Annotated in this window: 21 protein-coding genes and 2 tRNA genes; 12 read left to right on the forward strand and 11 right to left on the reverse strand. The window is 67.4% G+C overall.

Annotated elements, in window-relative coordinates; genetic code table 11:
- Window positions 1-87: 87 nt before the first annotated feature.
- From CIK77_RS00910 to CIK77_RS00925, 4 genes are all read right to left on the reverse strand, one after another.
- Window positions 88-163, reverse strand: a tRNA-His gene (locus CIK77_RS00910).
- A gap of 36 nt (window positions 164-199) precedes the next feature.
- Window positions 200-826 (reverse strand): oligoribonuclease, encoded by a 627-nt coding sequence (gene orn / locus CIK77_RS00915; protein WP_087055554.1) that lies wholly within the window; start codon window positions 824-826, stop codon window positions 200-202.
- Window positions 827-872: 46 nt separating this feature from the next.
- Window positions 873-944: transfer RNA gene (locus CIK77_RS00920), tRNA-Arg, on the reverse strand.
- 60 nt (window positions 945-1,004) lie between these two features.
- Window positions 1,005-1,259 (reverse strand): hypothetical protein, encoded by a 255-nt coding sequence (locus CIK77_RS00925; RefSeq protein ID WP_087055553.1) that lies wholly within the window; start codon window positions 1,257-1,259, stop codon window positions 1,005-1,007.
- Window positions 1,260-1,363: 104 nt separating this feature from the next.
- On the opposite strand from CIK77_RS00925, the gene msrA reads away from it, so the two are divergent.
- From msrA to ettA, 4 genes are all read left to right on the forward strand, one after another.
- Window positions 1,364-1,906 carry a peptide-methionine (S)-S-oxide reductase MsrA gene (msrA, locus tag CIK77_RS00930; RefSeq protein ID WP_087055552.1) on the forward strand — a complete coding sequence of 181 codons (543 nt, stop codon included), beginning with the start codon at window positions 1,364-1,366 and terminating at the stop codon, window positions 1,904-1,906.
- 138 nt (window positions 1,907-2,044) lie between these two features.
- Window positions 2,045-2,539, forward strand: a complete 495-nt coding sequence (locus tag CIK77_RS00935; protein WP_087055551.1) for a single-stranded DNA-binding protein — start codon at window positions 2,045-2,047, stop codon at window positions 2,537-2,539.
- 43 nt (window positions 2,540-2,582) lie between these two features.
- Window positions 2,583-3,074, forward strand: coding sequence for a DUF6993 domain-containing protein (locus CIK77_RS17985; protein WP_249268641.1), 492 nt, complete (start codon window positions 2,583-2,585; stop codon window positions 3,072-3,074).
- 54 nt (window positions 3,075-3,128) lie between these two features.
- Window positions 3,129-4,811 carry an energy-dependent translational throttle protein EttA gene (gene ettA / locus CIK77_RS00945; protein ID WP_087055550.1) on the forward strand — a complete coding sequence of 561 codons (1,683 nt, stop codon included), beginning with the start codon at window positions 3,129-3,131 and terminating at the stop codon, window positions 4,809-4,811.
- A 236-nt stretch (window positions 4,812-5,047) separates the two neighbouring features.
- Here ettA and CIK77_RS00950 read toward each other — a convergent pair whose 3' ends face one another.
- Genes CIK77_RS00950 through CIK77_RS00960 form a run of 3 tightly spaced genes read right to left on the reverse strand, consistent with a single transcriptional unit; the run spans window position 5,048 to window position 8,293 of the window.
- Window positions 5,048-6,073 carry a glycine betaine ABC transporter substrate-binding protein gene (locus tag CIK77_RS00950; protein WP_087055549.1) on the reverse strand — a complete coding sequence of 342 codons (1,026 nt, stop codon included), beginning with the start codon at window positions 6,071-6,073 and terminating at the stop codon, window positions 5,048-5,050.
- A 55-nt stretch (window positions 6,074-6,128) separates the two neighbouring features.
- Window positions 6,129-7,013 carry an ABC transporter permease gene (locus CIK77_RS00955; RefSeq protein WP_087055548.1) on the reverse strand — a complete coding sequence of 295 codons (885 nt, stop codon included), beginning with the start codon at window positions 7,011-7,013 and terminating at the stop codon, window positions 6,129-6,131.
- A 2-nt stretch (window positions 7,014-7,015) separates the two neighbouring features.
- Window positions 7,016-8,293, reverse strand: coding sequence for a quaternary amine ABC transporter ATP-binding protein (locus CIK77_RS00960; protein WP_249268640.1), 1,278 nt, complete (start codon window positions 8,291-8,293; stop codon window positions 7,016-7,018).
- Between the two features lie 346 nt (window positions 8,294-8,639).
- Here CIK77_RS00960 and CIK77_RS00965 point away from each other — a divergent pair, with 346 nt between their 5' ends.
- From CIK77_RS00965 to sufU, 3 genes are read left to right on the forward strand one after another with little or no spacing between them, the layout of a single operon-like run.
- Window positions 8,640-9,101 (forward strand): acyl-CoA thioesterase, encoded by a 462-nt coding sequence (locus CIK77_RS00965; RefSeq protein ID WP_087055546.1) that lies wholly within the window; start codon window positions 8,640-8,642, stop codon window positions 9,099-9,101.
- A gap of 37 nt (window positions 9,102-9,138) precedes the next feature.
- A complete protein-coding gene (locus tag CIK77_RS00970; RefSeq protein ID WP_087055545.1) occupies window positions 9,139-10,395 on the forward strand; it encodes a SufS family cysteine desulfurase in 1,257 nt (418 codons plus the stop codon).
- A complete protein-coding gene (gene sufU, locus CIK77_RS00975) occupies window positions 10,392-10,832 on the forward strand; it encodes a Fe-S cluster assembly sulfur transfer protein SufU (protein WP_087055544.1) in 441 nt (146 codons plus the stop codon). The genes CIK77_RS00970 and sufU overlap by 4 nt, the downstream gene beginning before the upstream one ends.
- 12 nt (window positions 10,833-10,844) lie before the next feature.
- Here sufU and CIK77_RS00980 read toward each other — a convergent pair whose 3' ends face one another.
- Window positions 10,845-11,732, reverse strand: a complete 888-nt coding sequence (locus CIK77_RS00980) for an acyl-CoA thioesterase (RefSeq protein ID WP_249268639.1) — start codon at window positions 11,730-11,732, stop codon at window positions 10,845-10,847.
- A gap of 113 nt (window positions 11,733-11,845) precedes the next feature.
- Between CIK77_RS00980 and CIK77_RS00985 the strand changes: the two genes are divergently transcribed.
- The gene (locus CIK77_RS00985; protein WP_087055543.1) at window positions 11,846-12,502 is read left to right on the forward strand and encodes a hypothetical protein; all 657 of its coding nucleotides are present in this window, start codon (window positions 11,846-11,848) and stop codon (window positions 12,500-12,502) included.
- Between the two features lie 90 nt (window positions 12,503-12,592).
- Here the strand turns inward: CIK77_RS00985 and CIK77_RS00990 are convergent, their stop codons facing one another.
- Both CIK77_RS00990 and pepN read right to left on the reverse strand, forming a co-directional pair.
- Window positions 12,593-12,991: a globin gene (locus CIK77_RS00990; protein ID WP_249268638.1), complete on the reverse strand. Its 399-nt coding sequence runs from the start codon at window positions 12,989-12,991 to the stop codon at window positions 12,593-12,595.
- A 2-nt stretch (window positions 12,992-12,993) separates the two neighbouring features.
- Entirely contained in the window at window positions 12,994-15,543 is a 2,550-nt protein-coding gene (gene pepN / locus CIK77_RS00995; protein WP_087055541.1) for an aminopeptidase N, read from the reverse strand.
- A 169-nt stretch (window positions 15,544-15,712) separates the two neighbouring features.
- Between pepN and CIK77_RS01000 the strand changes: the two genes are divergently transcribed.
- The 4 genes from CIK77_RS01000 (at window position 15,713) to CIK77_RS01015 (ending at window position 20,040) form a co-directional block, all read left to right on the forward strand.
- Window positions 15,713-16,897 carry a ferrochelatase gene (locus CIK77_RS01000; RefSeq protein ID WP_087055540.1) on the forward strand — a complete coding sequence of 395 codons (1,185 nt, stop codon included), beginning with the start codon at window positions 15,713-15,715 and terminating at the stop codon, window positions 16,895-16,897.
- A 29-nt stretch (window positions 16,898-16,926) separates the two neighbouring features.
- Window positions 16,927-17,412, forward strand: a complete 486-nt coding sequence (locus CIK77_RS01005; RefSeq protein ID WP_087055746.1) for a ribose-5-phosphate isomerase — start codon at window positions 16,927-16,929, stop codon at window positions 17,410-17,412.
- Between the two features lie 15 nt (window positions 17,413-17,427).
- Window positions 17,428-18,426 carry an Fpg/Nei family DNA glycosylase gene (locus tag CIK77_RS01010; RefSeq protein ID WP_087055539.1) on the forward strand — a complete coding sequence of 333 codons (999 nt, stop codon included), beginning with the start codon at window positions 17,428-17,430 and terminating at the stop codon, window positions 18,424-18,426.
- A gap of 90 nt (window positions 18,427-18,516) precedes the next feature.
- Window positions 18,517-20,040 (forward strand): amidohydrolase, encoded by a 1,524-nt coding sequence (locus CIK77_RS01015; protein ID WP_087055538.1) that lies wholly within the window; start codon window positions 18,517-18,519, stop codon window positions 20,038-20,040.
- 157 nt (window positions 20,041-20,197) lie between these two features.
- On the opposite strand, the gene CIK77_RS01020 is transcribed toward CIK77_RS01015, so the two are convergent.
- Window positions 20,198-20,680, reverse strand: coding sequence for a Dps family protein (locus CIK77_RS01020; RefSeq protein ID WP_087055537.1), 483 nt, complete (start codon window positions 20,678-20,680; stop codon window positions 20,198-20,200).
- Window positions 20,681-20,727: the final 47 nt, after the last annotated feature.

Below are 20,727 nucleotides of genomic sequence, written 5' to 3' on the forward strand. Positions count from 1 at the left end.
GGCGCATCCTGATCAGCGCACGCTCCGAACAGAAGCGAGGTGCGAACCTCGACTGGTTCCGCAGTCGACGTTCGCACCTCGCAAGAATGGGGTGGCTGACGGGGCTTGAACCCGCGGCCCCCGCGACCACAACGCGGTGCTCTACCAGCTGAGCTACAGCCACCATGGTCGCCCCTGGCGGGGCAACTTGTCTATTTTGTCATAGATTTTCGGCGAAGGATGACACCACAGACGATGCCGTGTCGCGCGCCTGATCGCTCGTCGGACCGGGCTGATCGATGAAAACGGCTCTGCGGTAGTACTCGAGCTCTCGGATCGATTCGAGGATGTCGGCGAGCGCGCGGTGGCCGCCGTCCTTGGCTGGGGCCTGGAAGTATGCGCGCGGGAACCAGCGGCGCGAGAGCTCCTTGACGCTGGAGACGTCGACGCTGCGGTAGTGCAGATATTCGTCGACCTGCGGCATGTACTTGGCGAGGAACATCCGGTCGGTGCCGATGGTGTTGCCGGCGAGCGGTGCCTTGCCCTGCTGGGGCGCGAAGCGCTTGATGTACTCGAGCGACTGCCGCTCGGCCTCCGCGAGTGTGACGCCGTTCGGCATCTCCTCGATCAGGCCGCTGGAGCGGTGCATCTTCGTGACGAAGTCGTTCATGTGCGCCATGGCGGCGTCGCTCGGCTTGATGACGACTTGGAAGCCGGGGTCGAGCACCTTGAGCTCGAAGTCTGTGACGACGATCGCGATCTCGCACAGCTCATCGACCCCGAGGTCGAGACCGGTCATCTCGCAGTCGATCCAGACGAGCCGGTCGTTTTCGGATGCGTTTGCCATGAGAGCCACCCTATCCCCGGCCTCTGACAGACCGGGGGAGAGGTCGTCCCCCAGGCACGATTCGAACGTGCGACCGGCGACTTAGAAGATCGATGCTCTTCCGCTGAGCTACTGGGGGTCGCCCACCAGGTTACCGGCATTCGCGGGTGGATTTCGAGTCGGGCGGGGCGCATCCGGCTCAGCGCAGGGCGGCGACCGCGTCGTCCGGCGACCAGAACGCGCCGACCTCGGTGAAGCGGCCTGTCGCCCGGTGGTAGCGCTCGGCACGACAGCGCACGCCGTTCGGAGTCTCGACGACACGCAGATGCCCCAGAACGCGATCGTGTCGGTCGACGACCCGCCAGAGGTCGGCCGCGGCGCGTACGAGGTGCTCGCGCGGCGATGACAGTCGTGGTGCGGCGTGGGGAACGGCAGGAGCTGCGATGGTGTTCATGATGGTCTCTCCCTTCTGGTGCCTACGCTAGGGAGGGGGTACGACATCGCCGCAGAACCAGCGAATTCGGCGCCGTCGCCGGTGCGGGAGCGTAGCCTGAATGCATGCAGACCTACGTGCTCGCCGGCGGATGCTTCTGGTGCCTCGACGCGGCTTACCGCGCCCTGACGGGGATTGAGGAGGTCGTCTCCGGGTACACGGGCGGAACCGTGCCCGCTCCGACGTACGAACTCGTGTGCACGGGCGCAACGGGGCATGCGGAGGCGGTGAAGGTCACCTTCGACCCGGAGCAGATCCCCGCCGAGGTGATCCTCGATGCGTTCTTCACGATGCACGACCCGCGTCAGCTCAACCGTCAGGGAGCCGATCGGGGCACGCAGTACCGATCGGCGATGTTCTACGCGGACGCCGAGCAGAAGGCGACGTTCGACGCAGCGCGGCGGAGGGCGAGCGAACTCTGGGACGCGCCGCTCGGCACGACTGAGGGAACGGTCGTGACCACGCTGGAGCCGCTCGGCGAGTACCACGACGCCGAGGACTACCACCAGGACTTCTTCACGAAGAACCCGACGCAGGGATACTGCCTCGCCGTGGCGGTGCCCAAGGTCAACAAGGTGCGCGCGTCGTTCTCGCAGTACCTCGCCTGAACGCGGTCGTCCTTTCCCTCACAGGCGTGCGGAACGCACGAATCCGTCCACAATCGACGATTCGTACTCGCATACAGCGCTGAGACCTGTCCACGCTGAGAACGGGGCCAGCCGGCTCCGAGAGCGAAGGGACAGATCATGAGCGACTCGATCACCGTCATCGGCACGGTCGGCTCCGACCCCGAAGCGCGGGTGACGCCGACGGGAAAGCACGTCACGAGTTTCCGCTTGGCTTGCACGCCGCGAGTGCGAGACACCGGCACCGGCGAGTGGCGCGACGGAGAGACGAATTGGTACTCGATCAGTGCGTGGGAGCACTTGGGCAGGAACGTCCTCGAGTCGATCCGCAAGGGGGAGCGGGCCATCGTGACCGGGCGGCTGCGGCTGCGCACGTGGGAGAAGGACGAGCGTCGAGGCATGGACGCCGAGATCGTGGCCGGAGGCGTGGGGCACGATCTCAAGTGGGGCACCTCGAGCTACACCAAGGCCTCGCGCCAGGCGACAGACGACGCACCGGACGACCGAAGCGGCGAATCAGAAGGTGCGGCCGCGCAGGCGACTCCAGAGACTGCGTCATCGGACTCCCAGGCGCAGTGGGACGCCGAGCCGGTTTCCGTCGATACTCCGTACTGAGCGGTGGCGCGGGCGCACAGCGGCCAGCCTCTAGAATCGAACGGTGACACGACGTGAGCTGGCCATGGCGGTTCTGGGAACGACGATGCTGGCCGCGGGGCTTCTCGCAGGCTGCGCGCCTGAGCCACCCGATCAGACACAGAGCGAGACGCCGTCGAACAGCGCGGAGCCGGCAGAGGAGCCCGCCGAGGCACCGACGCCGACCGAGTTCGATCCCGACGGCACCGCCGAAGACAATCTCGCGCTGTTCGCCGAGATCGTGAACGACGTGTGGGCATCCGACGACAACGTCCACGGCCACGTGTACATCGACGCGCTCGTGGACAAGGGGTTCGACAAGTCGCAGATGCAGGTCACCAGCGACATCACGACGATCGAGTGGCCGGCGGAGTCGATCATGTTCTCCGTCGCGGTGGGCGAGGGATGCCTCGTCGGCCAGGTCGGGCCGGAGACCGGAGACCCAGTGGCGATCGTGCAGCCGGTGCTGGGTGAGGGCGTGTGCCTCTTGGGCAACACCCGCGAGATCGACTGGTAGTGAAGTTCGTCAGCGTCCGCCACGGAGGGGGCGCTCCTCTAGACTGGAACCACTATGGCTGAATTCATTTATCAGATGATCAAGGCCCGCAAAAAGGTGGGCGACAAACTGATCCTCGACGACGTCACGATGTCGTTCTATCCGGGTGCGAAGATCGGTATGGTCGGCCCGAACGGTGCGGGAAAGTCGACGATCCTGAAGATCATGGCGGGTCTCGACCACCCGTCCAACGGTGACGCGACGCTCACACCCGGATATTCAGTCGGCATCCTGATGCAGGAGCCGGAGCTGGATGAGTCGAAGTCTGTGCTGGAGAACGTGCAGGAGGGCGTCGGCACGATCAAGGCCAAGGTCGACCGGTTCAACGAGATCTCGGCGCTCATGGCCGAGCCCGATGCCGACTTCGACGCTCTCCTCGAGGAGATGGGCAAGCTCCAGGAGGACATCGACTCCGCCGACGCGTGGGACCTCGACGCTCAGCTCGAGCAGGCCATGGACGCGTTGCGCACGCCGCCGGGCGATGCCCGCATCGAGAACCTCTCCGGCGGTGAGAAACGCCGCGTCGCGCTGTGCAAGCTCCTGCTGGAGAAGCCAGATCTGCTGCTGCTCGACGAGCCGACGAACCACCTCGATGCAGAGAGCGTGCTGTGGCTCGAGCAGCATCTGCAGCAGTACCACGGCGCCGTCATCGCGATCACGCACGACAGGTACTTCCTCGACAACATCGCCCAGTGGATCGCGGAGGTCGACCGCGGTCGGCTCTACCCGTACGAGGGCAACTACTCGACGTATCTCGAGAAGAAGGCCGAGCGCCTCGACGTGCAGGGCAAGAAGGACGCCAAGCTCCAGAGGCGCCTCAAGGACGAACTCGAGTGGGTGCGCTCGAGTGCGAAGGGCCGTCAGGCCAAGTCGAAGGCACGCCTCGCGCGCTACGAGGAGATGGCGGCTGAAGCGGAGCGCACCAAGAAGCTCGACTTCGAGGAGATCCAGATCCCGGCGGGGCCGCGACTCGGCTCGCTCGTGATCGAGGCGAAGAACGTGCAGAAGGGATTCGACGACCGCACGCTGATCGACGCGCTGAGCTTCTCGCTCCCGCCGAACGGCATCGTCGGCGTGATCGGCCCCAACGGCGTCGGCAAGACCACGCTGTTCAAGACCATCGTGGGCCTGGAGTCGATCGACGGCGGTGACCTCAAGGTCGGCGAGTCTGTCAAGATCAGCTATGTCGACCAGTCCCGTGCGAGCATCGACCCGGACAAGACCCTGTGGGAGGTCGTCTCGGACGGCCTCGACATCATCACGGTCGGCAAGACGGAGATTCCGTCGCGCGCGTACGTGTCGAAGTTCGGTTTCAAGGGCCCGGACCAGCAGAAGAAGGCGGGCGTGCTCTCCGGCGGTGAGCGCAACCGTCTGAACCTCGCGCTCACGCTCAAGGAGGGCGGCAACGTGCTGCTCCTCGATGAGCCGACCAACGACCTCGACGTCGAGACGCTGCAGTCGCTGGAGAACGCGCTGCTCGAGTTCCCCGGCTGTGCTGTGGTCGTCACACACGACAGGTGGTTCCTCGACCGCGTCGCCAGCCACATCCTCGCCTACGAGGGCACGGACGAGAACCCCGCGAACTGGTACTGGTTCGAGGGCAACTTCGAGGCGTACGAGGCGAACAAGCTCGAGCGGCTCGGCCCGGATGCGGCGCGCCCGCACCGCACGACCCACCGCAAGCTCACACGCGATTGAGGTGAGAGCAGACCGAGCTCGCTCGAGTCTGCCGAGCCGATTGAGCGTGTTGAGGCGCTTGCGCCGACACGCGATTGAGGTGAGAGCAGACCGAGCTCGCTCGGTTGGCTGAGTTGATGCTCCGGATGATCATCCGGGGCATCAACTTTCTCTGCGCCGCGCGGCCGCGCAGCAACGAGAACGCCCCGCGCCTGCTCGGAAGCAGGCGCGGGGCGTCGGACGATGGTCCGCTCAGATCACTCCGTGACCAGAGTTTCGAATGCCTCTGGGTTCTCTTCGACCCACTGGTCGATGGCGGCGGGCTCATCGCCGTCTTCGAACTGGTTCACGACCGTGTCCTCGAGCGAGCCGTACGAGTTGTCGTCGAGCTTGATGCCCGCGATCAGCTCCGCCGCCTCAGGGAAGTCTTCGGCGAAGCCGTCGCGACCCAGGAAGTGCAGCGCCTCGGGCTCGCCCATGGCACCCTCAGGGTCCTCCAGGTCTTTCAGGTCATACGAGCCGTATGGCCAGAAAGGACGCCACAGCGTCACGACGATCGGCTCCTCGTTGTTGATCGCCTCGTCGAGCGAGGTCGTCATGCCCGCCGTCGATGAGGTGGTCAGCTCGTAGGCGTCCTCGAGGCCGTAAGCCGGGATCATCGAGTCCTGCGTGGTCTCGGTGAGACCGGCGCCCGGCTCGATTCCGATGATCTCGCCGCCGAAGCAGTCGGCCTTGTCGGCGAGCTCATCCATCGAATCGACGTCGACGTACGAGGGCACGGTGATCGTCAGCACGGCGTTGTCGTAGTAAGCGCCGAGGTCCTCCAGGCTGTCGCCGTACTCTTCCATGTAGGAAGCGTGCGTGCTCTCGTTCCATGCGGACGGGTAGAGGTCGACGTCGCCGCCGGCGAGACCAGCGTAGAGGGGACCGGCGTCAGTCAGTTCGGTCATCTCGACGTTGTAGCCGAGCTTGCCCAGCTGGTCCTCGAGCAGGTACGCGGTCGAGAGCCCATCCGTCCAGGACGGAATGAAGCCGAGCTTGATCGTCTCGCCGTCGACGGCCGCGGGAGCCTTCTGAGCTGAAGCCGCTTGCGAAGTGTGGCTCGCGGCAACGGCGTTCGACTCTGGCTGCTGGACCGGCGCAGATGCATTCGCGTCATCGACGATGCAGTCGTCGGCGGCCTGACCGCCATCATCGTCGCCCGTGCAGGCTGCCAGACTGACGGCCAGAGCGAGCGCACCTACGGCGGCGCTGGTCCTGACAAGGTTGTGTCGCTTGATCATGTGATTGGTCCTCTCTTTTCTCCGCAACATATGCGGGATTGGTGGGGAGGTCTGGTTACGCAGCTGGCTGCCGCGACATCTGGATGATTCGGATGAGTGAGGAGGGGTAGTCCTTCGGCGTTCCGACCGCTGCTGTGAGGCGATCGAGGAAGACGGCCAGCAGAACGACGCAGAGGCCGGCCTCGACGCCGAGCGCAACGTTGTTCTGCGAGATGGCGGCCGTCACAGATTTCCCGAGACCGTCTGCGCCGACCATACCCGCCACGACGGCCATCGACAGGGCGAGCATGATCACCTGGTTGACACCAGCCATGATGGTCGGCATTGCGAGTGGCAGCTGCACGCCGAACAGGATGTTCCTGTTGGGCGCACCGAAGGCGGTCGCTGCCTCGACGGTCTCCGAGTCGACACCTCTGATACCGAGCTCGGTCATACGCACGCCTGGCGCAATCGAGAACAGGAAGGTCGCGAAGACTGCGGGGCCAGCGCCGAGGCCGAAGAACACGATCGCCGGGATCAGATACACGAACACCGGCATCGTCTGCATCAGATCGAGGATCGGTTTGACGATCGCGCTGACGAAACGATTGCGGGCGGCGAAGATTCCGACTGGGATGGCCACGATGACGGCCAGTACGGCCGATACGACTACGAGCGAAAGCGTCTGCATCGTCTCCTCCCACTGGTCGAGGCCGACGACGAGCAGGAACATCACCAGAACAGTGATGGCGAACTTCCACGAGCGCAGCAGCCAGCTCAGGAAAGCGAAGAGGACGACGATCACCCAGGCTGCTGGCATCACCAGAAGATCGGCGAACCCGCCGACAAGCGTCTCAGATACTGAGGACAAGAGATCGAGCAGGCCGCCCAGACTGTCCTTGATCCAGTCGATACCGGTTGCGACCCACTTGCCGAGTTCGATGCGAGGGAACCAGTCCATGGTCAGGCTCCCTTCTCATCTGTGGCGGCGAGGATCTCGTCGATCTCAGCGGATGGCACGGGTTGCTGCGGCAGGGTGATCTCCTCGGTTGCTCCTGGTCCAGGGCCGAGCGCCGCCAGAAGCGTCACTCGCGGGATCACCCCGATCAGCTTCCCCGCCTCGTTCACCACGGCGACGGCGAGCTTCGATTCGACGGAAGGCACGAACAGGTCCATCAGGACCGAATCCTCGTTCACGCTCACGGCGTCGTTCTTGATGACGCCCTCGAGCGAGCGCTCACCCTTCCGGATGAGCTTCACGGCGCTGCGGTCGTCGACTGTGCCGAGCAGCTTGCGGTCGCGGTCGACGACGTAGGCGGCGCCCGAGTTCGTGTCGCGCATCGTGCGCAGTGCGGTGCGCGGGCCGGAGGTGAGCGAGACGACGGCGCGGGGCTTCTCCATCACGTTGCCTGCGGTGAGCACGCGGGCGCGGTCGACGTCCTGCACGAACTGCTCGACGTAGTCGTTGGCCGGGTCGGTGAGGATGTCCTCGGGCGTTCCGATCTGCACGATCTCTCCGTCGCGCATCACAGCGATCCGGTCACCGAGGAGCATCGCCTCGTTGAGGTCGTGCGTGATGAAGATGATCGTCTTGCCCAGCGTCTCCTGCAGCTCGATCAGCTGATCCTGCATCTCGCGCCGGATGAGAGGGTCGAGGGCGCTGAACGCCTCGTCCATCAGCAGGATCTCGGTGTCAGCGGCCAGAGCGCGGGCGATGCCGACGCGCTGCTTCATGCCGCCGGAGAGCTGGTGAGGGAACTTGTCGCCCCAGCCGTCCAAGCCGACCAGCGACAGGATCTCGTCGGCCTTCGCCTCGCGGGTCGCCTTGTCGACGCCCTGCAGCTTCAGCGGGTACGCGACGTTGAACGCGACCGTGCGGTGCGGGAACAGTGCGAAGTGCTGGAACACCATCGACACCCGCTCACGTCGGATCTTGCGGAGTTCGCCCGTGCTGGCCGAGGCCAGCTCGTCGTCGCCGATGAAGATCGTCCCTGCCGTCGTCTCGAACAGTCCGTTCAGCATGCGGATGAGGGTCGACTTGCCGGAGCCTGACAGCCCCATGACGACGAAGATCTCGCCGCGCTTGACCTCGAAGGAGGCATCGATGACCGCGGCAGTGGTGCCGCCGCCGAGCTCATCGCGCCTCTGACCCGCACGGAGACGTTCAACGGCCTCGCCACCGCGCCGGCCGAAGACCTTGTACAGGCCCTCCGCGCGCAATGCGATCTCTTCGTTGCTCAAAGTTCTCCTCGGTTGTCTTCGCAGAGGGGCGGCCTCTGATGGGCCACTCTCAACAGAAATGCCCGGGGGTTCCGGGCATCGCTTCCCCATTGTGTCTCCTTGTCGCGGCGAAGCGCACCTTCACGTTTCGATCACGGCGTCGACGCGGACCCCCTCATATTCCCCGTGATCATGGGGATGCCGCGGGGTTGAGGGGCGCTCGGGGCGACCGCGCACCTGTTATCCGACCGTTATAGAATAGCCGGTTCTCTCACGGTCGTTTTGCGGCTAGCGTGGGGCGGCTATGGTGTAGCGCCGTCGAGATCGGGTTGCGCACGCTGCCAAGCGCCGGTGGCAGGATGTGAGCATGACGCGAGTGCACATCCCGATTCATCTTCGCTGGGGAGACCAGGACGCCTTCGGCCACGTCAACAACGCGGCGATCACGAAGCTGATGGAAGAGGCGCGCGTGCGCGCCTTCTGGAAGCACGAGGATTCGGATCTGAGCTCCCCGCTGGCGGTCTTCGACGGCGAGCTCAAGGTCGGCGACGATGGTCCGTTCTTCACCCTGATCGCGCAGCAGGACGTCACCTACCTGGCACCAGTGCCGTACGTGCAGGCGCCGATCGATTTCCAGGTCTGGCTGACCAGACTCGGCGGATCGTCGATGCATGTCGCGTATGAGATCCGGGGCGACGTCGAGGGCGAAGACGTGCTGTTCGCGACGGCTTCGACCGTGATCGTGCTCGCCTCACAGGAGACGATGCGGCCCGTGCGGATCCCCGAGGCCGCACGGACGCAGTGGGCACCGTTCGTCGAGACGGCCTGACAGCGCCGGCACATCAGGACTGCGAGACACTGGAAGGGTGACTACCCGCACCCTCGGACGACTCCGTCGCACCGACTTTCCCTACTACGCAGCGCATCCGGATGTCGTGTACCTCGACTCCGGTGCGACATCGCAGCGCCCCGAGACCGTCATCTCCGCCGAAGCTGACTTCGTCAGGGCCGATTATGCGGCCGTGCACCGCGGTTCGTCCGTCGCCACGGGCGAGGCGACGTGGGCATTCGAGGCGGCGCGCGAGCGGGTCGGCGCGTTCGTCGGTGCAGGCGAGCGGGAGCTGGTCTGGACCGCAGGAGCCACGGACGCGATCAACATGATCGCGCTCGGGATCTCGGATGCCTCGCAGGGGCTGGGCAGCGCCGAGCTCGCGCTCTCAGCGGGCGATGAGATCGTCGTCACAGAGGCGGAGCACCACGCCAATCTCATCCCGTGGCAGCGACTCGCTGCGCGCACAGGCGCCGTCCTGCGCCATGTCGCAGTCGACGCCGACGGGCTGTGGTCGCTGGACGAGATGCGCGGCGCTGTCTCCTCTCGCACACGGCTGATCGCCTTCCCGCACGTGTCCAACGTGACAGGGCAGATCGCTCCCGTCACAGATGTCGTGGGCGTGGCGGCCGAGGTCGGTGCGCTCACCGTGCTGGACGCCTGCCAGTCCGTGCCGCACATGCCCGTCGACGTCAGCGCGCTCGGCGTCGACTTCGCGGCGTTCTCGGCTCACAAGATGCTGGGCCCGACCGGCATCGGCGCGCTGTACGGCCGTGCCGAGCTGCTCGACGTGCTCCCGCCTGCACGCACGGGCGGATCGATGATCACCACCGTGACGATGGACGAGGCCGAGTTCCTGCCGGCGCCGAACCGCTTCGAGGCGGGAACTCAGCCCGTATCTCAGGCGATCGGCTTCGGCGCCGCTGCCGACTATCTCGCTTCTCTCGGCATGAGCGACGTGCGCTCGCACGAGGAGGGAATCGCCCAAGCGCTGGTGGAGACGGTGACCCGTACTCCAGGCGTCCGTCTCATCGGGCCGGCACCCGGGGCTGAGCGCGCGGCGATCGCCAGCGTGATCGTCGACGGCGTGCACGCCCACGACGTCGGCCAGTTCCTCGACGACAGGGGAGTGACCATCCGGACCGGGCATCACTGCGCGCAACCGCTGCACCGCGCGCTCGGCGTGCCGGCGACAGTGCGCGCCAGTGCATCCGTCTACACCGATATCGACGACGTCTCCCGCTTCGGCGAGGCGCTCGGCGAGGTGCGCGACTACTTCGGAGTGACAACATGAGCGGACTCGACGACCTCTATCGCGAGCTCATCCTCGACCATTCGCGCGACCCGCAGGGGAAGGGCGACCCATCGGCGGAAGCGCACTCTCACCATGAGCTGAACCCGTCGTGCGGCGACGAGATCACCATGGGCGCGACCGTCGACGAGAGCGGCGAGATCGCGTCCCTGCACTGGGAGGGGCAGGGGTGCAGCATCTCGATGGCGTCCGCGTCGGTGATGAGTGATCTGCTTGCCGGCGCGACCCGCGACGACGCTCTCGCGCGCATCGACGAGTTCCGCGAGATGCTGCGTTCGCGAGGTTCGATTGAGCCGTCGGAACGGCTCGAGGACGCCGCGGCGTTCCAGGGCGTTGCCAAGTACGTCATGCGCATCAAATGCGCGATGCTCGGCTGGGTGGCGCTCGAGGCGTGCCTGAAGGAATCCGCAGCGGCCTGATCCGACGGCGGGTCAGCCCTGAGCGCCCCGCTCCGGCACGCGCGCCATGATCTCCTGAGAGACGGTGGCGACGAGCGTCCCGTCTCGCGAGTACAGCCGTCCGAGGCTGAGACCGCGGCCCCCACCCGAGTTCGGTGATTCCTGTACGTAGAGCATCCACTCGTCGGCAGTGACCGAGCGGTGCCACCAGATCGCGTGGTCGAGGCTCGCGACGTTCAGGCCGGGCGTCGCCCACGGCACGCCGTTCGCGCGCAGCACCGGCTCCTGGATCGTGAAGTCGCTGAGGTAGGCGAGCGCGGCTCGGTGCAGGGTCTGATCGCCGCCGAGGCGCGAGCGCACGCGCGTCCAGACCGCCTGGCGCGGCGTGGCTTCGTCGACGTGCAACCAGACGTCCCCGGCCGTGTGCCGCACTTCGACGGGGTTGTCGAGCAGCAGCCTGCCCGACATCGGATGCGTGGCGTAGGTCTCGGCGGGGTCAGGCAGATCTTCGGGCTCCGGAAGACCCTCAGGCATCGGCACCTGGTGCGAGAGACCGGGATCGTCGTCCTGGAACGATGCGATGGCGGAGAAGATCGGAGTGCCGTCCTGGTACGCCTGCACAGCGCGGCGGGCGAATGAGCGACCGTCGTGGATGCGCGAGACGGCGAATGTGACGGGCTTGGTCGCATTCCCGGGACGGAGGAAATAGCCGTGGAAGGAGTGCGGCTGGCGGGGCTCCTCGAGTGTGCGCGAGGCGGCGATCACCGACTGACCCAGCACCTGTCCGCCGAAGATCCGGCCCATCGGCATCGGCTGTGACCGGCCGACGAAGATGTCGCTCGAGGTGCGGGCTCCCGGCTCTTCGAGATCGAGGTACTCGCGCAGCCGGGACACGGGGTCGGTCGAAGGCGTCTCGCTCACGGGAGCCAGTCTATGCGCCCGTCTGGCACGCTGAGTCAGACGGAACCTGCTCGCAGGGCGGCACCGTATCCGAGCCGGGTCAGCGCTCACTCGCTGCCGGATAGGCTGGTGGGATGGCCGCTCGACTGATCTTTCCCGACTCGGAATCGGCGCGGGACGCGCTGACCTTCGCAGGGAGGGCGGAGCACGCGGGAGCCGACGGCGTCAGGCTGCAGGCTGGCGGGGGAGTGCTCGCCATGACGAGCGCGGCGCTGGCTCCGCAGGGCCTGCTCGACCGCACGCCGACCGTGCTTGCGATGCGGGCGCTGCGCGTCGATCCGGAGCTGGAGTGCGACCTCGTCGTCGCTTCGCTCGGGGAGACGGAGGATACCGCTCAGCTCGAGCTGCCGGACACAGCGCTCGCTCCGGCATGGGCAGGCGTCGCGCCGCCCCGCGGCGGCTGGGAGCACCGCGGGGAGATCGCGGCCGCGACCCTCGCCGCCCGTGCCCAATGGGGCATCTCAGCGGTCGCGCACCAGCTGCCGGACAGCCCTGGCGAGGAGATCGTCCGTACGGTGCGCGGCACCGTGTGGGGCGAGGCGGACGATGACGTGCTGTCGCTTCCGCGCGGCGTCGCGTTCGCGGCGTTCGCGTTCGGGTTCATCGCCGGCGAGGAGACTGCGCGCGTTGCGACATCCGGGCGCTGGACGAGGGTCTCCCTGGGGCGCGGCCACGTGCTCTCCCGCGGCCCGGCGGCATCCGGCCTCACTCAGGTCAGAAGCACCGGCTGACGACCGCGCTTCAGTTCGCGAGGTGCCACAACATGGTCCGAAAAGGCGTCCGCACCGGGGCATCTCGACAACCCCGAGGCACTTCGGCAGTCAGCGCTCGGGGGCGGGGTCGAAGGTGTTGACCAGGGAGTGGGCTGCGCGGTTGAGGTAGTCCCAGAGGGTCTCCTCGTGCAGAGGCGGGAGGTCGAGGGCGTCGACCGCCGCGCGCATGTGCGCGAGCCAGCGGTCGCGGGCATCGGGATTCACATGGAACCCGCCGTGGCGCATGCGCAGCCGCGGATGGCCCCGCTGCTCGCTGTAGGTCTTCGGGCCGCCCCAGTACTGCTCGAGGAACATCAGCAGGCGCTCCTCGGCCGGGCCCAGGTCCTCTTCCGGATACATCGGACGCAGCACCGGATCGTCGGCCACGCCCCGATAGAACTCCCGCACCAGGCGGGCGAACGTCTCGCGCCCGCCCACCTGGTCGTAGAAGCTCTCCTGCTCCTCCACGGTCACTCCGCGTCGCGCGCCTGTGCGTTCAGCGCGCGCTCCACGCCGGCGAGGCATTCGTGCACGAGTCGGCGCAGCGCCGCCGGCGCATCGGAGTGGGTGCTCAACCAGCTGCGCGTCGCGTCGCGAAGCTGGACGCTCGCAAGAGGCGCGGGGTAGAGCAGCTCGATCAGGTACGACGCGATCTGATAGGTGCGGCTCTCCCATATCGGCAGCAGCATGTCGAAGTAGCGGGGCACGAACTCGTCGAGCGCGTCGCGCGTGGCCGGATGCACGAAGCCGACCGCCGCGGAACGAACGATGGTGTTGGGGAGTTCGTCGCGCTCGACCAGCGATTCCCAGGCGGCGCGCTTCGCTTCGGCCGTGGGCAGCGCGGCGCGGGCTCTGGCGGCCAGCTCTGCGCCCGAGGCCGTGTTGTCGTCGGCCAGCGCAGCATCGATCTCGGCGTCGCCGGCGAGACCGCCTGCCGCGAGAGAGATGAGCAGCTGCCACGACAGATCGGTGTCGATCTGGAGGCCGTCGATGTCGACGGCGCCGTCGCGGATGCCCTTCACCGTCGCCCAGTGGTCGCGGTGGGACGCGGCGCTGGCGAACGCGGTTGCGAGCTGCAGCTGCACGTCGCTGCCCGCTGCGGCCTGCCTGAGCAGCAGCCAGAGGCCGTCCGCGACCCGGCGGCGCGACGACTCGCGCGACTCAGGTGCCACGTAGGAGTTCGCCGCGAGCTGCAGCTGCGAGAGCGTGGTGCGAATCGTCGTCGACTCGGTCTCGGCGGCGATGTTGCGCAGCACCAGATCGATGTACTCGCTGGCCGGAGTCTCGCCGTCGCGCACCTGATCCCATGCCGCGCCCCAGACGAGCGAGCGGGCGAGGGGGTCCGCGATGTCGGAGAGGTGCTCGATCGCGGTGTCGAGACTGACGTCGTCGAGCCGGATCTTCGCATAGGCGAGATCCTCGTCGTTGAGCAGCACGAGTGCGGGGCGGCGACGGCCCTTCAGCTCGTCGACGTTCGTGACATCGCCGTCCACGTCGATCTCGGCGTAGTGCGTGCGCACCAGCGATCCGCGGTCGAGATCGTAGAACCCGATGCCGAGTCGGTGCGGACGGATGGTGGGGTAGTCGGCCGGCGCCGTCTGCATCACGGCGAACCGTGTGATGGCGCCGTCGACGTCTGCCTCGACGATCGGCGACAGCGTGTTGACGCCCGCCGTCTCGAGCCACTTCGCCGACCAGGCCGACAGATCGCGGCCGCTGGTCTCCTCGAGCTCGACGAGCAGGTCGCGCAGGGTCGTGTTGCCGAACGCATGCTTGCGGAAGTACGCCCCGACACCGGCGAAGAACGCGTCGATGCCGACGTAGGCGGCGAGCTGCTTGAGCACGGAGCCGCCCTTGGCGTACGTGATGCCGTCGAAGTTGACCTGGACGTCTTCCAGATCACCGATCTCGGCCACGACGGGGTGCGTCGACGGAAGCTGGTCCTGTCGGTACGCCCACGTCTTCTCCATCGCGTTGAACGTCGTCCACGCGCCCTCCCATTCGGTGGCCTCTGCCGTGGCGATGGTCGACGCCCACTCCGCGAACGACTCGTTCAGCCAGAGGTCGTTCCACCACGTCATCGTCACGAGGTCGCCGAACCACATGTGCGCCAGCTCGTGCAGGATCGTCACCACGCGCCGCTCGCGCACCGCATCGGAGACCTTGCTGCGGAAGACATAGGACTCGGTGAACGTCACCGCGCCGGCATTCTCCATGGCGCCCGCGTTGAACTCCGGCACGAACATCTGGTCGTACTTGGCGAACGGGTACTCGACGCCGAACTTCTCCTCGTAGTACGCGAAGCCCTGGCGCGTCTTGTCGAAGATGTAGTCGGCATCGACGTGGTCCCACAGGCTCCTGCGCGCGAACACTCCGAGCGGGATCACGCGGCCGGACGAGCTGGTCAGCTCAGAGCGGGTGACCTCGTACGGCCCTGCGACGAGGGCGGTGATGTACGAGGAGATCCGCGGCGTCGGCTCGAAGCCCCATGTGGCCGTCGCGCGGTCGTCGTGGGGGATCGGCTCAGGGGCCGGCTGATTCGAGATGACCTGCCACGCAGACGGCGCGGTCACCGTGAACTGGAAGGTCGCCTTGAGATCGGGCTGCTCGAAGACGGCGAACACTCGACGCGAATCCGGCACCTCGAACTGCGAATACAGGTAGACCTCGCCGTCGACCGGGTCGACGAAGCGATGCAGCCCCTCACCCGTGTTGGTGTAGGCGCAGTCGGCGTCGACGACCAGCTCGTTCTCCGCGGCGAGGTCGTCGAGGCGGATGCGCGAATCGGCGTACACCTCGCTGGGCTCGAGCTGGCGGCCGTTGAGCGTGATCTCGTTCACGCTCGTCGCGATCAGGTCGATGAACGTCGAGGCACCCTCTGTGGCAGAGAATCGCGCGACGCTGCGCGATCCGAACAGTTCGGCTCCCCTGGTCAGGTTGAGCGTCACCTCGTACGACTGCGTGTCGACGACTGAGCGGCGCTCCTGCGCCTCCACTCTGGTGAGGTTCTCTCCAGGCACTGGGTCTCCCTCTATGAAGAATCGGGGGATCCGGGGTGGGTAGCCCCGGCAACTGGTAAAGCCTAAGCGGTACAGGTGAACTTCGGCTCTGGATGTGCCCAAACCCGATCCGGATGTCGGCTGAGCGAAGGCTGGCCGAGCAGGCCTCCGCGAGTGAGAAGATGACACGGTGACCACCGGCATCGTTCCCTTCGCTTCGCCCGCCGCATGCGGCGGCGCCCCTTTCGTCGAGACTCCTGTCGCGTATGACGCGCTGCTGCTGGCCGGCTTCGGCGGGCCAGAAGGGCAGGACGACGTCCTCCCCTTCCTGCGCAACGTCACGCGCGGGCGCGGCATCCCGGATGAGCGCCTGGAGGCGGTCGCCGGTCACTATCGCCACTTCGGCGGCGTGAGTCCGATCAATCAGCACAACCGCGAGCTGCTCGCGGCGCTGGAAGCGGAGCTCGCCCGCCGCGGGATCGACCTGCCGGTGTACTGGGGCAATCGCAACTGGGCGCCCTACATCGAGGACACGGTCGCCCGTGCCGCTGCGGACGGCCACCGCACGCTGCTCGGGTTGGCGACCAGTGCGTACAGCTCGTACTCCAGCGACCGCCAGTACCGCGAGGACTTCGCGCGCGCGCTCATCGAGACCGGCGTCGGCGAGGGAGACGACCCGGTCACGATCGACAAGGTGCGGCTGTTCTTCGACCACCCGGGCTTCGTCGAACCGTTCTATGAGGGCGTGCGCGAAGCCGTCGAGGGGTACCTCGCCGACGGCATCGCGCCGGAACAGATCCGCGTGCTGTTCGCCACCCATTCCATTCCGACCGGCGACGCGGACCTCTCCGGCCCTCGCGATCGCGAATGGTCGGAAGGAGGCGCCTACGCCGCGCAGCACACCGCTGTCGCCGAGCACATCATGCAGCGGCTCGCTGGCGAGGTGCCGGCCGCGAGCCGGGTCGGATGGGACCTCGTCTACCAGTCCCGCTCAGGTCCGCCGTCGCAGCCGTGGCTGGAGCCTGACGTCAACGACCGCATCGCCGAACTGCCGGGAGAGGGCATCAGTGCCATCGCCGTGACGCCGCTCGGTTTCGTCAGCGACCACATGGAGGTGATGTGGGATCTCGACAACGAGGCGAAGGAATCGGCCGAGGACGCGGGTCTGGCCTTCGTGCGCACGCAGACGCCCGGTTGCCATCCGGCGTTCGTGTCGGGGCTGGTCGACCTCATCGAGGAACGAATGAACGGCACACCGGCGAGCGAGCGCCCTCATATGACGGATCTCGGTCCGTGGTACGACGTGTGCCGACCCGGGTGCTGCGTGAACGCGCGCATCGGTGTGAAGCCGGCAGCGGCCGGCATCGAGCCGTGAGCCGTACGAGATAGGGAAGAATGCTGAGCATGCGCATCCACATCGCCACCGACCATGCCGGTCTGGAGTTCTCCACCCAGTTGCAGCAGCACCTCGCTTCGAGCGGCCACGAGGTCGTCGACCACGGCCCCGTCGGCTACGATCCGGTCGACGACTACCCGTCCTTCTGCATCCGGGCGGCACAGGCGGTCGTCACCGATCAGCGCGCGGGTGTCGATGCCCTCGGCGTGGTGTTCGGAGGGTCGGGCAACGGCGAGCAGATCGCGGCGAACAAGGTCGCAGGCATTCGGGCCGCGCTGGTCTGGAACCTGTCGACAGCCGAGCTGGCGCGCGAGCACAACGATGCCAATGTGATCTCGATCGGTGCGCGCCAGCACACCTTCGAGGAGGTCGTGTCCTTCATCGAGCGCTTCATCGCCACGCCGTTCTCCGGCGATGACCGTCACGCGCGACGCATCGGCAAGATCGCGGCGTTCGAGACCGACGGGTCGCTCGACCCCGACCCGCGCGCGTAGGCGGGGCGGAACGCCGTGCCAGAGGGCCATTCCGTTCATCGCATCGCGAAGCAGTTCGACCGCAACTTCGTCGGCCGCGCTGTTGCCGTGTCGAGTCCGCAGGGCAGATTCGCCGAAGGTGCGTCCGTGCTCGACGGGCGCGAGCTCGTTGCGGCGCGTGCGGTGGGCAAGCAGATGTTCCTGGAGTTCTCCGGTGACGTCTGGCTGAGGGTGCATCTCGGTCTCTACGGTGCGTGGGACTTCGCCGGCGAGATCGAGGTCGATCCGACGATCGCCAGTGCCAACGGCCGGATGGGCCAGACCAACCAGCGCGGCACCGATCTCGACGAGCCGGTCTTCGACGACGCGGGGGAGAACTCGCTGGCGTCGATCGGGGCCCCGCGGAAGACTCGTGCCCACGTGCGCATGTCGGAGCAGACCAAGGGCCTCGCCGACGAGTCCGACCAGTGGCCGCCTCCCGTGGTCGGTCAGGTGCGCGCACGACTGATGACCGATTCGACCTGTGCCGATCTGCGCGGGCCGACCGCCTGTGCGGTCGAAGGGCCGGATGAGATCGAAGCGGTGATCGACCGATTGGGGCCGGACCCGCTCGTGGGCGACTCCGCCGAGAACGAGCGGCGCTTCGTCGCAGCTGTGCGTCGCAGAGGCGTCGCGATCGGTCAGCTTCTGATGGACCAGTCCGTGGTGAGCGGCATCGGCAACGTCTACCGTGCGGAGATGCTCTTCCGTGCCGGCATCGACCCGCACGCGCCGGGCAAGCAGGTGCCCGAGACGCTGCTGCGCGAGATGTGGCACGACTGGGAGCGGCTGCTGCGCGTCGGCGTCGAGACCGGGCAGATGATGACGATGGACGGGCTCGCCGGCGACGCGTGGCGCCGTGCGATGGCCAGCCGTGACGACAGGCACTGGGTGTACCACCGCGCCGGCCTGCCATGCCGGGTGTGCGGCACAGAGATCGTGCTGGAGGAGATGCAGGCCCGCAAGCTCTACTGGTGCCCGACCTGCCAGAGGTGAGCGCGCGGCGGGCCGGACAGCTCGGGACGGGGAGCACCGGCATCGCCTGGACAGGTATGACACGCGACGACGGAAAAGAGGGGTGACCGGATGAACGTGGGCGAGACGGTCGACGTGATCGCGAACGCGCGCATCGGTGGCGCAGGCCGCGAGCTGATGCCGCTGGCCTCAATCGATGAGGCCGAACCGTACGACGTGTTCCTCTCCGGCGGCAGGATCGTCGACATCGCACCTGCCGGCCTCGCTCGCCGCAGCGGTGCCGTTCTCGACGCGGCGGGGGCGTGGCTGGTGCCGGGGATGTGGGACCACCATGTGCATGCCGTGCCCTGGGCGCTGGAGGCCCAGCGCGTCTCGCTGGCGCACACCGGCTCAGCCGTTGAAGCGGCGGCTGCGATGGCGGATGCTCCCGTGCTGGGTGACGGCCGCCGCGTCGGCTCCGGCTTCCGCGACGCGCTGTGGTCCGAGCCGCCGAGTCTCGACATGCTCGACAGGCACACGGGGGAGTCGCCGACGTACCTCGTCAACGCCGATCTTCACAGCGCCTGGCTGAACAGCGCGGCACTGCGGCGCGAGGGCTGGGCCAGCAGCGACGGATTCGTGCGCGAGGAGAACGCGTTCGAGCTGGCGCGGCGCCTCGGCGATCTCGACGAGGCCACGCTCGATCGCGCCGTCGAGGGGATGGCCCGCCGTGCGGCTGCCCGCGGCATCGTCGGCGTCGTCGACATGCACATGGAGTGGGGCGGAGACGACTGGGCGCGTCGGGCATCGGCCGGCCTCGACCTGCTGCGGGTCGACGTGGCGACCTATACGCACCGCCTCGAGCAGACGCTGAACGACGGGCTCGCAACGGGAGACGCCCTCGACGGGGGCGGGCTCATCCGGATGGGGCCGTACAAGGTGATCAGCGACGGTTCGCTCGGCACGCGCACGGCGGCGTGCTCGCACGCATACCGCGCCAGCCGCAGCATCGAGCCGGACGGTGCGACCGGTCACCTCAACGTCGAGCCGGACGAGCTGATCGAGCACCTCACCCGCGCGGCGGGCGGCGGTCTGCGCGCCGCCGTGCACGCGATCGGCGACGTCGCCGTCGCCCACGCGCTCGACGGCTTCGCGGCATCCGGAGCCGCAGGATCGATCGAGCACGCGCAGCTGGTGCGCCACGCCGACATCGCCCGGTTTGCGCGGCTCGACGTCGTCGCGAGCGTGCAGCCCACTCACGCCGTAGAGGATCGGGATCTGGTCGACGATCTGTGGGCCGATCAGACGTCGGCGCCGTATGCGTTCCGCGCGCTGCACGAGGCGGGCACGAACCTCGTCTTCGGATCCGATGCACCCGTGTCCGCGCTCGACCCGTGGCGACAGGTGGCCGCCGCCGTGTTCCGCAGCGACGACGCCAGGGCGCCGTGGCAGCCGGAGAATGCGCTGGACGCGGCGACGGCCCTGGCTGCCTCGACGCGCGGCGGATCTGCTGCGGAGCAGCGGATCCTGCCGGGGGAGAGCGCCGACCTGGTGCTGGTCGCGGAGGATCCGCTGGCGGCAGGGGAGCGGGAGCTGCGCGAGATGCCGGTGGCGGCGACGCTGCTCGCCGGCAGGATCACGCACCTGGCGGTCTGACCTCGGACGCGGCCACCGCGCGGAACGTCGGAGAATACGCAGAACCTGGGACGGGGCCCGGCTTTCTGCCCCGAGGATCTGCCCGACCTCCGAGTTTCTGCCGCGCACGCACAAGGGCGCGCCCCGGATGATCCCGGAGCGCGCCCTTGTGCGCGGATTACGACGCGAGGTGCGAGAACAGGAACCAGCGGTCCTTCTCGAGGCCCGCCTTGATGCCGATCGCGATGTCCTGGCTGGTCAGGTCGACCTCGTCGAGGCCGTCGATCGCCGCCTGAGTGTCCGCGATGATCGCGTCCATGTCGGCGATGACCGAGCGGATGACCTGCTCGGACTGCTCGAAGCCGGCGCCGACCTTCGTTGCGGCAGCCTTCTCGCCGACCGTGTTCGCGCGGGCGTCGATCGGCAGGCCGAGGGCGACGATGCGCTCCGCGGCCGTGTCAGCCCACTCTCCGGCGTGAGAGACGACCGTGTCGAGGAACTCGTGCACGCCGACGAAGTTCGGGCCGCGCACGTGCCAGTGGGCCTGCTTCCCGTTGAGCGTCAGAGCCTGGAGACCGAGAACGACGGGCGCGAGGAACTGCGACGTGCCCGCGGCAACTGTCGGGTCGCTGGCGGTGGTGGCGATTGTCTGGTTCGTCATGGTGTGATCCTTCCCGAGAAACGGTCGGTGTTGATGTCAACGGTACT

Origin of the sequence: Microbacterium sp. JB110, assembly GCF_003335195.1 — a bacterium.
Taxonomy (GTDB): Bacteria; Actinomycetota; Actinomycetes; order Actinomycetales; family Microbacteriaceae; genus Microbacterium.

Coding starts and splice junctions, on each gene's coding strand:
- orn (WP_087055554.1), bottom strand. CDS start 826: ATGGCAAACGCATCCGAAAACGACCGGCTCGTCTGGATCGACTGCGAG.
- CIK77_RS00925 (WP_087055553.1), bottom strand. CDS start 1,259: ATGAACACCATCGCAGCTCCTGCCGTTCCCCACGCCGCACCACGACTG.
- msrA (WP_087055552.1), top strand. CDS start 1,364: ATGCAGACCTACGTGCTCGCCGGCGGATGCTTCTGGTGCCTCGACGCG.
- CIK77_RS00935 (WP_087055551.1), top strand. CDS start 2,045: ATGAGCGACTCGATCACCGTCATCGGCACGGTCGGCTCCGACCCCGAA.
- ettA (WP_087055550.1), top strand. CDS start 3,129: ATGGCTGAATTCATTTATCAGATGATCAAGGCCCGCAAAAAGGTGGGC.
- CIK77_RS00950 (WP_087055549.1), bottom strand. CDS start 6,073: ATGATCAAGCGACACAACCTTGTCAGGACCAGCGCCGCCGTAGGTGCG.
- CIK77_RS00955 (WP_087055548.1), bottom strand. CDS start 7,013: ATGGACTGGTTCCCTCGCATCGAACTCGGCAAGTGGGTCGCAACCGGT.
- CIK77_RS00965 (WP_087055546.1), top strand. CDS start 8,640: ATGACGCGAGTGCACATCCCGATTCATCTTCGCTGGGGAGACCAGGAC.
- sufU (WP_087055544.1), top strand. CDS start 10,392: ATGAGCGGACTCGACGACCTCTATCGCGAGCTCATCCTCGACCATTCG.
- CIK77_RS00985 (WP_087055543.1), top strand. CDS start 11,846: ATGGCCGCTCGACTGATCTTTCCCGACTCGGAATCGGCGCGGGACGCG.
- CIK77_RS01005 (WP_087055746.1), top strand. CDS start 16,927: ATGCGCATCCACATCGCCACCGACCATGCCGGTCTGGAGTTCTCCACC.
- CIK77_RS01015 (WP_087055538.1), top strand. CDS start 18,517: ATGAACGTGGGCGAGACGGTCGACGTGATCGCGAACGCGCGCATCGGT.
- CIK77_RS01020 (WP_087055537.1), bottom strand. CDS start 20,680: ATGACGAACCAGACAATCGCCACCACCGCCAGCGACCCGACAGTTGCC.